The following is a 13,691-nucleotide window of genomic DNA, read 5'->3' on the forward strand; positions in this document are numbered from 1 at the left end:
GCGGTTGCGCTGTCTTGAAAAAACGAGAGCGTGATCAGTCTCTAATAACCGCACCAGGCTGGGAAGAGACGCCGTAAATATCGCGGGCGCGTTTTATAAAGGCCGATACCATCAGACGCACGCCTTCATTGAAGACGACACCGATCGCGTTCTGCAGCAGGCGCGACCTGAACTCGAAATCGACAAAGAAATCGACCAGACACCCACGGGCATCGGGGGTGAAGGTCCATACATTGTTCAGGTAACGGAACGGCCCTTTCTCGTAGCGCACGCGAATGCGGTTCGGGCGCTCGAGCGAAACGCGGCTGGTAAAGGTCTCGCGAAAGGGGCCAAACCCGACGGTAAGATCGGCAACCAGTTCCTGCTCGGTCCTGGATTTGACCGTGGCCTTGACGCACCACGGAAGGAATTGCGGATAGGCACCCACATCGGCCACGAGATCGAAAAGCTGTTCAGGACTGTAAGCGATCAGCCGTTGCTCGGCATGGGTGGGCATTTACTGTTTCTCCGACTGGAGCGGATCGAGCCCCAGCCTGTTTTGCCTCGCCTCTCTGAGCGCGGCGAAGTCGGAATCGGCATGATAGGAGGATCGCGTCAGCGGGCTGGCGCTCACCTGCAGGAAGCCCTTGGCACGCGCCATACGGGCATATTCGGCAAACTCATCCGGCGTCACGAATTTGGCGACGCCCGCATGTTTGGGCGTGGGCTGGAGATACTGGCCCATGGTGATGAAATCGACATCGGCAACGCGGAAATCATCCATGACCTGAGCCACTTCCATCTTCTCTTCTCCAAGCCCAAGCATGACGCCGGATTTGGTGAAGATCGAGGGATCGAGTGCCTTCACATCATCCAGCAGGCGCAGAGACTGGAAATAGCGCGCGCCTGGACGGATAGACGGATAAAGCCGGGGTACGGTTTCGATGTTGTGATTGAAAACATCGGGCCTGGCTTTGACCACCACCTCGAGCGCACCCGGCTTGCGCAGGAAATCCGGCGTCAGGATCTCGATTGTGGTGGTCGGCGAGGCTTCGCGAACACGCGCAATGGTCTGGGCAAAATGCAGCGCTCCGCCATCGGCCAGATCATCACGATCGACCGAGGTGATCACCACATGACGCAGGCCCAGTTTGGCGACGGCCTCTGCCACGCGCTGCGGCTCGTCACCATCCAGCGCCTTGGGCATGCCGGTAGTCACATTGCAGAACGAGCAGGCTCGGGTGCAGATCTCACCCATGATCATCATAGTCGCATGACGCTGCGACCAGCACTCACCGATATTCGGGCAAGCCGCTTCCTCACAGACCGTTACGAGCCTGTTGTCGCGCATGAGCTTGCGCGTCTCCTGATAGACCGGGCTGTTTGGCGCCTTGACCCTGATCCAGTCCGGCTTGCGCTGGATCGGATTGTCGGGCCGGTTGGCCTTCTCGGGATGACGGAGCGAGCCCGGCTTCCGGTGATCGATGGTGATACGCTGCATGGTCATGACTAGAAGTGGAGTGCTCCACCCCAAGCTGCAAGAACCGATTCATGCATCGTTTCCGAGATGGTCGGATGCGGGAACACCGTTTCCTTGAGTTCCGCCTCGGTCAGCTCGGAGGTACGCGCAATCACGTAGCCCTGGATCATTTCCGTCACTTCGGCACCGATCATATGCGCGCCGAGCAATTCGCCGGTTTCGGCGTCGAAAATGGTCTTGGTCAGGCCATCGGGCTCGCCCATGGCCAGCGCCTTGCCATTGGCCATGAACGGGAAGCGACCGATCTTGAGCTTGCGGCCCGTTGCCTTTGCCTTCTCTTCCGTCAGACCGACAGACGCCACTTGCGGACGGCTATAGGTGCAGCCCGGAATATTGAGCGGATGCAACGGCTCGGGGTCGTGTCCTGCGATCTTCTCGACGCAGATCACACCTTCATGGCTTGCCTTGTGGGCAAGCCAGGGCGCGCCAGCCACGTCACCGATAGCCCACAGACCCGGCTCGCCGGTACGGCAGAATTCATCGACGATGATATGCGTCTTGTCGATCTTCACCTTGGTCTTTTCCAGACCGAGATCCTCGACATTGCCAACGATACCAACCGCCAGAATCACCTTGTCGACAACGAGATCATGCGATCCGGATGCCGTGGTGATCTGGGTGGAGACGGTGCCGTCCTTCTTGTTCAGCGGGCCGACCTTGGCGCCTGTCAGCACCTTGATCCCCTGCTTTTCGAACGCCTTCTGCGCCATGGCACTGATCTCGGCGTCCTCGGCAATCATGATCCGGTCGGCAACTTCGGCAATGGTCACTTCCGCGCCCATATTCCGATAGAAGGAGGCGAATTCAACCCCGATCGCTCCGGAGCCGATGACCAGCAGACGCTTGGGCAGTTCCTTGGGGACCATCGCCTCGCGATAGGTCCAGACCAGCTCGCCATCGGGCTCGAGCCCGGGGAAGTGGCGGGCACGGGCGCCAGTCGCCAGAATGACATCGGGAGCAGCAATGCGCGTGACTTCCGCGCCGTCCTTGCTGACCGATACCACATGCGCATTGCCGTCACGACCGGCCAGTTTCGCACGGCCGTCGAACACCTTGACCTTGGCCTTCTTGAGAAGGCCGGAGACGCCACGGGACAACTGACGCGATACCGCGCGCGACCGGGCGACGACCTTTTCGAGATCGAAGCTTACCTTTTCGGCGCTGAAACCGAACTCGGCGAGGTTTTGCAGCTGGTGGTTCAGTTCAGAAGCGCGCAGCAATGCCTTGGTCGGGATGCAACCCCAGTTGAGGCAGATGCCGCCGAGATGGGTGCTTTCGACAACCGCGACATTCTTGCCAAGCTGTGCAGCACGCAGGGCGGCGACATACCCGCCCGGACCGCCGCCAACGACGATCAGATCGAATTTGTCCATGGCTCAGATCACCAGACGATAGGGGTTTTGAACGATGTCACGCAGCGCGTTCAGCCATTGAGCGCCAAGCGCCCCATCGACCGCACGGTGATCGACGGAAAGCGTGGCCGTCATGACGGTCGCAACCGCAAGCTGGTCCCCACGCACAACAGCACGCTTCTCACCCGCTGCAATAGCCAGAATACCGGCCTGAGGCGGATTGATGATGGCGGAGAACTCACGCACACCGAACATGCCCATGTTCGAAATCGAGAATGTACCACCCTGAAACTCTTCGGGTTTCAGCTTGCCATCGCGTGCACGCTTGGCCAGATCGCGCGCTTCTGCACTGATCTCACGCAAGGATTTACGATCGGCCTGACGGATGATCGGTGTGATCAGACCATCAGGGATGGAAACAGCCATCGAGATATCGATATCGGGGAAATGCAGTGTCTCGGCTTCGGTGAACTGCACGTTCAGACCAGGGCAGCTGCGCAGCGCAAGCGCCACGGCCTTGATCATCATGTCGTTGACCGAGATCTTGAACTGCCCCTCGCCTTCACTTGGCGATGCGGCGTTGAGCTGGGCGCGCAGCGCGAGCAGCGCGTCAAGTTCGATATCGACAGCCACATAGAAATGCGGGACGTTCTGCTTGGACTCGCTCAGGCGACGCGCGATGACCTTGCGCATCGTGGAGTTGGCAACACGTGTCACTTCTGCCGGTGCCGATGTTGTCACTTCGGCTTTGGCGGGTGCCGCGACCTGCGCATTCTCGACATCGCGACGCAGAATACGGCCATTGGGGCCCGTACCCTTCACGCCAGACAGATCGAGCCCCTTCTTCGCAGCGATACGACGCGCGAGAGGTGACGCAAACACGCGCTTGCCCGACGATGCCGCGGCAGGCGTAGCATGCGAGGGCACAGTCGGCGCAGAGGCGGCCTCGGCAGAAGCTGGCTGGGCTGCCGTCTGCGGGGCAGGCTCGGCCTTCTTTGCAGGCGCCGCCTCAGCCTTTTCCGGCACGGCTTCGCCCTCTTCGACGAGGATGGCGATGGGCGAGTTGACCTTCACCCCTTCGGTCCCTTCCGGCACGACAATGCGGCCGAGAATGCCCTCATCAACGGCTTCGACTTCCATCGTTGCCTTGTCGGTCTCGATCTCGGCGATCAGATCGCCGGACTTCACCGTGTCGCCCTCTTTCTTCAGCCAGCGCGAGACCGTTCCTTCGGTCATGGTCGGCGAAAGCGCGGGCATCAGAATATTGATAGCCATGGTCGCAGCCCCTCAGAACAGTTTGCGAACCGCGTCCACCACCCAGTCAGGCTGCGGAAGCGCATGTTTTTCGAGATTGGCGGCATAAGGCAGCGGGATATCGAGACCGCAGACGCGCGCGGGCGGGGCATCGAGATAATCGAAGGCCTGTTCACACGCTACGGCGCAGATCTCGGCGCCGATACCGGCCACGGGCCAGCCTTCCTCGACGGAGACGATGCGGCTCGTCTTCTTCACACTGTTGACGATGGTCTCGGTGTCGAGCGGACGGATTGTACGCAGATTGATGACTTCAGCCTCAATCCCCTGCTCTGCCAGCTTGGCCGCGGCTTCAAGCGCCACACCAACCATGATCGAGAACGCGACGAGGGTCACGTCCTTGCCTTCACGCTCGATCTTCGCCTTGCCGATCGGCAGGATGAAATCCTCATCGACCGGGCAAGGGAATTTCTGCCCGTAGAGAATTTCGTTTTCGAGCATGATTACCGGGTTCGGGTCACGAATAGCGGCACGAAGCAGGCCCTTGGCATCTTCGGACGACCAGGGGGCAACCACTTTCAGGCCCGGCACATGGGCGTACCAGCTTGCATAGCACTGCGAATGCTGGGCACCGACGCGCGCAGCCGCGCCATTGGGGCCGCGGAACACGATCGGACAGCCCATCTGGCCACCCGACATGTAGAGCGTCTTGGCTGCGGAGTTGATGATATGATCGATGGCCTGCATCGCGAAGTTCATAGTCATGAATTCGACAATGGGCTTGAGGCCGGTCAGCGCTGCACCAACGGCCATGCCGGTAAAGCCATGCTCGGTGATCGGCGTATCGATGATACGCTTCTCGCCGAACTCGTCGAGCAGACCCTGGCTGACTTTGTAGGCGCCCTGATACTGGGCCACTTCCTCACCGAGCAGGAAGACATCCTCGTCACGACGCAGCTCGGCGGCCATGGCGTCACGCAGCGCTTCACGCACGGTGATGACAGAAGTCTCGCCCCATTCGCGATCCGGTGTTGCCACCAGGTCCTTTGGCTTTTCGGGCGCCTTCTCTTCAACTGCGGTCTGCGCGGCCGGAGTCTGGGCTGCTGCCGGGCCGTTTTCAAGCGCCGAAATATCCTCGCCTTCTTCGGCAATGATGGCAATCTGGGTGTTTACGGCAACGTTTTCCGAGCCTTCCGGCACCAGGATCTTCGCGAGGATGCCGCTATCGACAGCCTCGACTTCCATGGTGGCCTTGTCGGTCTCGATCTCGGCAATCACATCGCCAGAGTTGATCTTGTCACCCTGCTTTACCGTCCATTTGGAAAGCGTGCCTTCGGTCATGGTAGGCGAAAGAGCCGGCATGAGAACAGGAGCGGCCATAACTTACGCCTCCACCAGAATATCGGTCCAAAGTTCGGAGAGATCGGGCTCAGGGCTGTTCTGGGCGAAATCGGCAGCGTCATTGACGATCTGCTTCACTTCGGCGTCGATCGCCTTGAACTCTTCATCGCTGGTGCCCTTGTCGCTCAGGAGCTTGTGCAGCGCCTCGATCGGGTCACGCGTGCGGCGCATTTCCTCGACTTCCGAACGGTCGCGATAACGCGCCGGATCGGACATCGAGTGACCGCGATAGCGATAGGTTTCCATTTCGAGAAGGAAGGGTCCCTTGCCTGCGCGGCAATGGGCGACGGCTTCCTGAGCGGCTTCATGCACGGCAAACAGGTCCATGCCATCGACCTTGCGTCCGGGAATTTTCCACGGTGCGCCGATCTGCGAGAGATCATGGGCGGCGGCGCTGGAGCGCTCGACGCTCGTGCCCATGCCGTAGCGATTGTTCTCGATCACATAGATGCAGGGCAGCTTGTGCAAGGCGGCGAGATTGAAGCTCTCGTAAACCTGACCCTGCTGGGCCGCACCCTCGCCGAAATAGGCCACGCCCACTTCATCGGTGCCGCGGTATTTATTGGCGAAGGCAAGGCCCGTACCGATGGCTACCTGGGCCCCCACGATGCCATGGCCGCCGTAGAAATTCTTCTCGCGGGAGAACATGTGCATCGAGCCGCCCTTGCCATGCGAATAGCCGTCCTTGCGTCCGGTCAGCTCGGCCATCACGCCCCCCGGGCTCATGCCCATCATGAGCATGTGAGCGTGGTCACGATACGAGGTAACGATCTTGTCGCCCGGCTTCATGGCCAGCGACATGCCGACGATCACGGCTTCCTGCCCGATATAAAGATGGCAGAACCCGCCAATAAGCCCCATGCCGTAAAGCTGTCCGGCCTTTTCCTCGAAACGGCGGAGCAACAGCATATCGCGATATGCCGTACGAACGGTCTCCAGTGGCAGGATCGGTCCGTTGTGATCCGCGAGCGGCTGAGCCGCCCCTTTATGGGCTTTGCCGGACATGCTGAGTATCTCCTGAGCCTGACTGATGCGCCATGCGCAATTCAGGGACCGGTATTTACCAGTCCCGTTGCGCAAGTCCACAACCTAAGCTGTTAATATGTGCGTTAGAGCGTCCCGAGAAGGCGGCGGGCAGCAAGGCCCGGGTCTTCTTCTCTCAGGAGACTTTCGCCAACAAGAATGCCGCTCGCCCCTACGGCACCGACCCGTTTCACATCTTCGAGCGTACGAATGCCGCTCTCCGAAACAAGGATGCGATCAGGGGGTACAAGCGGTGCGAGTCTGGCCGTCGTGTCGAGATCGGTCACCAGGCTACGCAGATTGCGGTTATTGATGCCGATCAGCGAGGTATCGAGCGCCAGCGCACGGTTGAGTTCCGCCTCATCATGCACCTCGCAGAGCACATCGAGATCGAGCCCGCGCGCCAGGGCGATCAGCTCGGCTGCCTCAGCGTCGGTCAGGGCAGAGAGAATGATCAAAATGCAGTCAGCACCAATCAGACGGCTCTCATGCACCTGCCAGGGCTCGAGAATGAAATCCTTGCGCAGGATGGGCAGCGGGCAGACTTCCTTGACCGCCTTGAGATCCTCAATCGAGCCGTGGAAGCACGAGCCCTCAGTGAGAATGGACAGGCAGATCGCCCCTGCTGCCTCATAGGATTTTGCAATACCGACCGGATCGTAATCGGGCCGCAGGATACCAGCTGAAGGCGAGGCCTTCTTGATTTCCGCAATCAGGCCAACGCGCTGGTCAGCTGCCATCTGTTTGAGCGCCTGACCAAAGCCGCGCGTCGGCACATTGACCTCACGAGCACGTGCCGTAATTTCCTTGAGCGGCATGATCAGGGCGCGTTGTTCGACATCGATACGGGTTCGCGCACAGATACGGGCCAGCACGTCGGGCATGTCACGCCCGGATACGGGAAGAGCCGTGTCTTCCTGCACGATCGTACCCGGCACCTGCACATCCGGATAGCCGGAAGGCGTGTCATGAATAGGTGTGGACGATTGATCGGTCATGTTAGTCCTGACGTGTGGATCAAAGAAGATGAGCGAACCGGCTCGGCAGGTCGCTGGCTGCCCTGCTGGGCATGAACGAGGGCAGAGAGAGCGAGCCCGCTATCGATGGCATTGGCTGCGATCTCGATATTCCTGCGCAGGAGAGTGGGGACGATCGTACCGTTTTCAAGAATGGTCGACCGGCCGCCGACGTGAAGCGCCACAGCCGCATTCAGCAGGACGGTATCGCGATAGGCCCCTTCCTGCCCGGAGAGCATGTCGAGCAGCTTGCCGGCATTATGCGTGGGGTCGCCCCCGGCAATATCGGCAATCGGGCGGCGCGCCAGACCGGCCATATCGGGTGTGAGAACAAGTTCGAGAAAACGCTCATCGTCCCAGGCGCGAATATGCGAGACGCCGGCCAACGTGATCTCGTCACTCCCGCCAAGATCGGTCTCGCCGTGAACGGCCCAGACACGCTCGGCACCGAGAGAGGCCATGGTTTCGACCACAGGGCGCAGCCAGCGATCGTCATAGATACCGATCATCTGGCGGCGCACCTGCGCCGGATTGCACAACGGCCCGATGAGATTGAAAATGGTGCGAAAGCCCAGCGTCGTGCGTACTGGTGCTGCAAAGCGCATGGCGGGATGATGCAAAGGCGCAGCCAGAAAGGCGAGATGCCCGTCACGCAGGCGTCTTGCCTGCTCCTCAAGATCATCGCATGGCGCGATGCCCAGCGCCATGAGCGTGTCAGTGGCGCCGGCCCGTGAGGAAAGGGCGCGATTGCCGTGTTTGGCAACCGGAACACCCAGCCCGGCGAGAACGAAAGCAACAGCTGTCGACACGTTGAGCGTCCCCAGCCCATCGCCCCCCGTACCGCAGACATCCATGGCATCCTCAGGGGCAAAAGGCAGGCTTGTCATACATGCCCGCACGGCCCTTACGGCCCCGCTCAGTTCATCGACCGTTTCACCCCGCAACCTGAGCGCCATCAGGATGGCGGCAAGCTGCTCGGCGGGGACGGTGCCCTGCATGATTCGGGAGAAGAGGGCTTCGGTCTCTTCCTTGGTCAGCCGCCTGCCCTCGGCGAGATGACGCAGCGTCATAGTCAGGCTGCCAGCATGGGTATCCATTCAGGCCGCTTGCCTTTTCTGACGCGCTGCCCGGGCGATGTTGAGGAAGTTCGCCAGCATCATCTGACCATCTTCAGACGCGATGCTTTCAGGATGGAACTGCACCCCATGAACGGCCAGCGTACGATGACGCACCCCCATCACCACGCCATCTGCCGAGCGGGCATTGACGATGAGCGTGTCGGGAATCGTTTCCGGAGCAAGAGTCAGGCTGTGATAGCGCGTGGCCTGGGTCGGGCTCGCAAGCCCCTGAAAAACGCCAGTGCCGTCATGAAGGATCGCGTCGACCTTGCCGTGCATCGGGCGCGGTGCGCGCACGACGCTCGCGCCAAATACCTGACCGATAGCCTGATGGCCAAGACAGACACCCAGAACCGGGATCGTGGGTGCCGCCGCCTCAATGAGAGCGCAGCAGATACCGGCCTCGTTGGGCGAACATGGGCCGGGCGAGATCACGATGGCCTCCGGCTTGAGGGCCAGAGCCTCCTCCACACTCAACGCATCGTTTCGCCATACCGCGCATGCTTCGCCAAGCGCCCCGAAATGATGGACGAGGTTGAACGTGAAACTGTCGTAGTTGTCGATCAGCAATATCATGGCATCAAGATGGCGTCGTCTCGGGTGAAGGTCAAATTCGGTTACATTCCGGCGCTGCCGCTGGCCTGCTGAACCGCGAGTTCGGCGGCACGGAAAATGGCGCGCGACTTGTGACGCGTCTCCATTTCCTCACTGGCCGGATCGCTATCGGCAACGACACCGCATCCAGCCTGCACATACATCCGCCCCTTGTTTAGAATCGCCATACGCAGCCCGATACAGGTGTCCATGTCGCCATCGGCCCCGATATAGCCGATGCACCCGGAATAGGGCCCACGACGGGTCACTTCCAGTTCGTCGATGATCTCCATAGCCCTGATCTTCGGGGCGCCCGTCAGGGTTCCGGCAGGAAATGCCGCAGAGAGCGCGTCAAGCGCGTCGCATTCCGGCCTGATGACACCCTGAACGGTCGATGAGATATGCATCACATGGCTGTAGCGTTCGACCACGAAGGACGACGGAACGGTCACGGAGCCCATGCGGGCAACACGGCCCACATCGTTGCGCCCGAGATCGATCAGCATCAGATGCTCGGCCCGCTCCTTCTGATCGGCAAGCAACTCCGCCTCGAGACGCTCATCAGCCTCACGGTCAACGCCACGCGGACGCGTTCCCGCCAGCGGACGCACGGTGACAGCCCCTTCGCGCAGACGCACGAGAATCTCGGGGGATGAACCCACAAGCGAGAAACCATCCATCTCGACCAGAAACAGGAACGGCGCCGGATTGACCCGACGCAGGGAGCGGTAAAGCGCCAGAGCCGGGAGCGGAAACGCCGTCTCGAAACGCTGACTGGGCACAATCTGGAAGGCATCGCCTGCAGCAATATAGTCCTGCGCCTTGCGAACCTTCGCCATGAACGCTTCCGCCGATACGGTCGAGACTGGCGCGGCGAGCTCGGTGCCTTTGGCAAGCGTACAGGCCGCATCGAGCGGCGCCTCGACCAGCGCTGCGCGGGCACGATCGAGCAGCGCCTGCGCAGCGTCGCGCGACAACCCGCCTTCTCGCATCGGCACAGCAAGATGAAGCTCGTCACGCACCGAATCGAAGACCGCAAACAGGCTTGGACGCATCATCACGCCGTCAGGCAGATGCAGATCATCCGGTGGCGCGTCAGGCAGAGCCTCCATCTGGCGCACCATGTCATAGCCGAGATAACCGAAAACCCCGCCGATCATCGTCGGCAGACCCTCAGGCAATTCTGCCCGACTCTCTTCAACAAGCTTACGCAGCGAAACGAGAGGCTTGTCGGCACTTTCCTCAAACACGGAACCCAGCTCGAACGGCGCAGTATTGACTGAAGCCACACCGTGAGCACAGCGCCAGACCAGATCGGGCAGCATGGCGATAACCGAATAACGCCCTCTTGTTGCCCCGCCCTCGACGCTCTCAAAGAGCAGGCGATAGGGACGCCCCTCCCCTGATTGAGGCACGAGCGAAGAGAGCTTCATGAACGCCGAGACCGGCGTCAGCAGATCGGCAGCCTCAATGCTGTAGAGGAACTCTGCTGTCATTGCTGACCTGCCACACTGCTCATGACCTGCTGGAGCACAGGCATGTTCGGCACCGGCTTGAATTCGCTCTCGAGGCTATGCACGAAAACGGTCGGAACATCGCCCTGGAGCGTCTGCTCGAGCTGCCCCTGCATGTTCTCACGCAATGCCTTGGTGCTCTCCGGGCTCGCGGCTTCCGTGCCGGTAACCGTAAAGACGTAGAGCGCGTCGCCAACGGCGATCATGCCGGTCTTTCCCGGTTTGGTCGCAAAAATCTCCGAAAGGAGTGCGGAAGGCAGGCCGCCATTCTGCATTCTTGAAATCGGGAGATCCTTCTGCATGGCAGCGGCGTCGGTCGTGCCTGCCACGGCCTTATCAAGACCGCCGGAGTTGCGGGCAGCAAGCATTATCGTGGTCGCGCGCTCATCGGCCAGACGCATCTGCTGCGCCTTGAGCCAGTCATGACCAACCTGCTCGCGCACGCTTTCATAGGGCTTCACCTGGCCGGGTTCGATCGAGTCCACGAGCACGGCAAAGCCGCTATTGGACGGACCATTGATCAGGGTCGGCTTCTCACCCTGCTTTTGCGAAAAGATGCGTGCGATGATCGCCTTGCGTGTCGCGTCGTCACCCGGCAGAGGCGCCATTTCGCCATCCTTGGTGAGACCCTGCGCATCGAGCGAACCCTGAGCAGGGACAGCGCCCAGATCGGTTGGCACCCGCTCGAGATCGGCGCTGCCTGCGATCACATCCTGCAACGAGGCGAAACGCTGAGCGAGGAGCTGAGGCGCCTGTGAGCGGGCGACCTCATCGCGGATTTCAGCTTTCGCCTGATCGAAATCTGTCTTGTGCGGCGGCGTGATGGCCGTCACGCGAAACACGATCCAGCCCGTCGGCGTCTGGATTGGCCCGATGACCATATTGGCAGCAGATGCAAAAGCTGCCTTTGCCAGTTCGGGGCTGGGAATGTCGATCTCGCGTGCATGCGGGAAGGCGACAGAAGCAGCAGACGGGTTGGCCTTCTGAATTGCCTCCCAGTCGGCATTCGCCTTCCAGGTGGTCGCCAGCGCCTCGGCAGCATCGCGGCTCTGAACGGTCAGAACCTCGATATCACGTGTCTCGGGCACGTTGTATTTCGCGCTCTCGAAATCATAGATCTGACGAAGCTGTGCGTCCGGCACGGTGAGGCCGCGCGCCACGCTCTCTGCCGAAAGCAGAACAATCTTGGCGTGGCGATATTCGGCAGAGCGGTATTGCGCCTGGTGATTGTCGTAGAAACGACGCAGCTGGGCCTCTTCAGGCGCTGTCGGAACCGTCACGCCATCGCTGTCTATGCGCAGCAGGTCCGTCCTGAACTGACGCGTGTTATAGGCAAGCAGCTGGTCGAGCACCGAAGCGGGCACGACCATCGTCTTGCCGAGGCCTTCCAGCAGGTCGCGCGCGCCGAGATCATCACGCACCGAGTCGAGGAAAGGCTTCTCCTGCAACCCGAGCTGCCGGAGCTTGGCATCGAAGATCTTGCGGTCGAAACGACCATCCGTTCCCTGAAAAACCCGGTAGCCGAAGATCTCATTCCGCACCAACGCATCGGGAACCTTCATTCCATTGCGATCAGCAAGGGCCAAAACTTCTTTCTGCGCCAGAAGACGCTGCAACACACCTTGCGCCACTTCACGGCGCATGGCGGGCGTCAGCTGAGACGGATCGGTCAGCCCCATCTGCTGGGCAACGGCTGGCAGCTGGTTGCGAATGCTCCGTTCGAGTTCTTCTGCGCTGATCCTGCGTGTTGCGACCGTCACGACACTGTCGACCTGGGCCTGATTATATTTGCCCAGCATGTCGCCCACACCCCATCCCACAAAGGCGAGAAAAATGAGGAGAGCGATGAGCCGCCCGATCCAGGAGTCGACAACAAAATGCCGCAAAGTCGAAATCATACGCGCTTGAGATCCGCAATTCGCCAGGGATTGAAGCACAGGACCATAGTAGCAGACGCTCATCTTGACCAGTCTGCGCCCCTGATCACAGGCCAACGTCTCCTTTCTGAGCTACAAGGATCACAAAAGTTGTGACACAACTGACAGGAAGATGATGCGTATTAGGGCGTTATCCCCTGTCCTGCTCACAAAGACCCGAGCTATGCAGGTCCATCGCCGGATATGGAGAGACGATCATGCGCCAGATGATTATCGGCAACTGGAAGATGCACGGCCTGCGCAAGGCGGGCACCGATCTCGCAAGCGCGATCACGACAGAAATCAGCACGATCCTCAAGGAACGCGACGTTGTTCTGGCCCCTCCCTTCACTCTTCTCCACCACCTCTTCCCCCTGCTTAGCGAGCATGGCGTGGGGCTCGGCGCACAGGATTGCCATGCCGAACTCGAGGGTGCCTATACAGGCGATATTTCCGCCGGGATGCTGGCCGATAGTGGTGTGAGCCATGTGATCCTCGGGCATTCGGAGCGGCGCGAACACCATCACGAATATAACGCGCTCATAAAACGCAAGGTCATGCGTGCCCGGGAATTCGGCCTGTGCCCGGTTGTGTGCGTCGGTGAAAGCGGACGCCAGAAGGAAGAAAACCTCGCTGAGGAATGGCTCGGAAAACAGATTACCGAATGCCTGCCGCCCGATTTCGACGGGATCGTCGCCTATGAACCGATCTGGGCCATCGGTACCGGGAAGGCCGCAACGCAGCAGGACATCGAATCGCGCCTGACCTTCCTGCATGACGCGCTCGCGCGCCATCTGGAAACGGATGACAAATCGATGCGTGTCCTGTATGGCGGCTCAGTCAAGCCCGAAGATGCCGCGTCCATCCTCGCTGTTCCCGGTGTGGGGGGCGTGCTCGTCGGCGGGGCCAGCCTGTCTGCCAGATCCTTTCTCGGCATTGCACGGGCTGGACTTCCGCTGGCGTCCTGACGGCATATTTATCGTG

The 13,691-nt window shown here is 60.4% G+C and carries 12 protein-coding genes; 1 reads left to right on the forward strand and 11 read right to left on the reverse strand.

The window, feature by feature from the left end:
* Positions 1–34 precede the first annotated feature (34 nt).
* The 11 genes from AAID99_RS05430 to AAID99_RS05480 all read right to left on the reverse strand — a co-directional run bounded on the left by AAID99_RS05430 (position 35) and on the right by AAID99_RS05480 (position 12,689).
* Positions 35–496, reverse strand: coding sequence for a type II toxin-antitoxin system RatA family toxin (locus tag AAID99_RS05430; protein ID WP_188426366.1), 462 nt, complete (start codon positions 494–496; stop codon positions 35–37).
* Positions 497–1,480, reverse strand: a complete 984-nt coding sequence (lipA, locus tag AAID99_RS05435) for a lipoyl synthase (RefSeq protein WP_371869853.1) — start codon at positions 1,478–1,480, stop codon at positions 497–499.
* Positions 1,481–1,488: 8 nt separating this feature from the next.
* Positions 1,489–2,892, reverse strand: coding sequence for a dihydrolipoyl dehydrogenase (lpdA, locus tag AAID99_RS05440; RefSeq protein WP_498493365.1), 1,404 nt, complete (start codon positions 2,890–2,892; stop codon positions 1,489–1,491).
* Positions 2,893–2,895: 3 nt separating this feature from the next.
* On the reverse strand, positions 2,896–4,146 hold the full coding sequence (locus tag AAID99_RS05445) for a pyruvate dehydrogenase complex dihydrolipoamide acetyltransferase (protein ID WP_498493366.1): 1,251 nt from the start codon (positions 4,144–4,146) through the stop codon (positions 2,896–2,898).
* A 12-nt stretch (positions 4,147–4,158) separates the two neighbouring features.
* Positions 4,159–5,505, reverse strand: a complete 1,347-nt coding sequence (locus AAID99_RS05450; RefSeq protein WP_498493367.1) for a pyruvate dehydrogenase complex E1 component subunit beta — start codon at positions 5,503–5,505, stop codon at positions 4,159–4,161.
* A 3-nt stretch (positions 5,506–5,508) separates the two neighbouring features.
* Entirely contained in the window at positions 5,509–6,531 is a 1,023-nt protein-coding gene (gene pdhA / locus AAID99_RS05455; RefSeq protein ID WP_188426361.1) for a pyruvate dehydrogenase (acetyl-transferring) E1 component subunit alpha, read from the reverse strand.
* A 104-nt stretch (positions 6,532–6,635) separates the two neighbouring features.
* Positions 6,636–7,547 (reverse strand): indole-3-glycerol phosphate synthase TrpC, encoded by a 912-nt coding sequence (trpC, locus tag AAID99_RS05460; protein ID WP_188426360.1) that lies wholly within the window; start codon positions 7,545–7,547, stop codon positions 6,636–6,638.
* Positions 7,544–8,662, reverse strand: a complete 1,119-nt coding sequence (gene trpD, locus AAID99_RS05465; protein WP_498493368.1) for an anthranilate phosphoribosyltransferase — start codon at positions 8,660–8,662, stop codon at positions 7,544–7,546. The genes trpC and trpD overlap by 4 nt, the downstream gene beginning before the upstream one ends.
* A complete protein-coding gene (locus AAID99_RS05470) occupies positions 8,663–9,259 on the reverse strand; it encodes an anthranilate synthase component II (RefSeq protein WP_498493369.1) in 597 nt (198 codons plus the stop codon).
* Between the two features lie 41 nt (positions 9,260–9,300).
* On the reverse strand, positions 9,301–10,773 hold the full coding sequence (gene trpE / locus AAID99_RS05475; protein ID WP_498493370.1) for an anthranilate synthase component I: 1,473 nt from the start codon (positions 10,771–10,773) through the stop codon (positions 9,301–9,303).
* On the reverse strand, positions 10,770–12,689 hold the full coding sequence (locus AAID99_RS05480) for a peptidylprolyl isomerase (RefSeq protein WP_498493371.1): 1,920 nt from the start codon (positions 12,687–12,689) through the stop codon (positions 10,770–10,772). Before AAID99_RS05480 ends, trpE begins: the two co-directional genes overlap by 4 nt.
* Before the next feature lie 236 nt (positions 12,690–12,925).
* Here AAID99_RS05480 and tpiA point away from each other — a divergent pair, with 236 nt between their 5' ends.
* Complete coding sequence (gene tpiA / locus AAID99_RS05485; protein ID WP_498493372.1) at positions 12,926–13,675, forward strand: triose-phosphate isomerase; 750 nt, start codon at positions 12,926–12,928, stop codon at positions 13,673–13,675.
* The last annotated feature ends 16 nt before the right edge of the window (positions 13,676–13,691 follow it).

It is taken from the genome of Asaia sp. Ae19-3, from assembly GCF_059801175.1.

What these genes read in the sequence shown, in the direction of transcription:
- AAID99_RS05430 (WP_188426366.1), bottom strand. Translation starts at nt 496, where the DNA reads ATGCCCACCCATGCCGAGCAACGGCTGATCGCTTACAGTCCTGAACAG.
- lipA (WP_371869853.1), bottom strand. Translation starts at nt 1,480, where the DNA reads ATGCAGCGTATCACCATCGATCACCGGAAGCCGGGCTCGCTCCGTCAT.
- lpdA (WP_498493365.1), bottom strand. Translation starts at nt 2,892, where the DNA reads ATGGACAAATTCGATCTGATCGTCGTTGGCGGCGGTCCGGGCGGGTAT.
- AAID99_RS05445 (WP_498493366.1), bottom strand. Translation starts at nt 4,146, where the DNA reads ATGGCTATCAATATTCTGATGCCCGCGCTTTCGCCGACCATGACCGAA.
- AAID99_RS05450 (WP_498493367.1), bottom strand. Translation starts at nt 5,505, where the DNA reads ATGGCCGCTCCTGTTCTCATGCCGGCTCTTTCGCCTACCATGACCGAA.
- pdhA (WP_188426361.1), bottom strand. Translation starts at nt 6,531, where the DNA reads ATGTCCGGCAAAGCCCATAAAGGGGCGGCTCAGCCGCTCGCGGATCAC.
- trpC (WP_188426360.1), bottom strand. Translation starts at nt 7,547, where the DNA reads ATGACCGATCAATCGTCCACACCTATTCATGACACGCCTTCCGGCTAT.
- trpD (WP_498493368.1), bottom strand. Translation starts at nt 8,662, where the DNA reads ATGGATACCCATGCTGGCAGCCTGACTATGACGCTGCGTCATCTCGCC.
- AAID99_RS05470 (WP_498493369.1), bottom strand. Translation starts at nt 9,259, where the DNA reads ATGATATTGCTGATCGACAACTACGACAGTTTCACGTTCAACCTCGTC.
- trpE (WP_498493370.1), bottom strand. Translation starts at nt 10,773, where the DNA reads ATGACAGCAGAGTTCCTCTACAGCATTGAGGCTGCCGATCTGCTGACG.
- AAID99_RS05480 (WP_498493371.1), bottom strand. Translation starts at nt 12,689, where the DNA reads ATGATTTCGACTTTGCGGCATTTTGTTGTCGACTCCTGGATCGGGCGG.
- tpiA (WP_498493372.1), top strand. Translation starts at nt 12,926, where the DNA reads ATGCGCCAGATGATTATCGGCAACTGGAAGATGCACGGCCTGCGCAAG.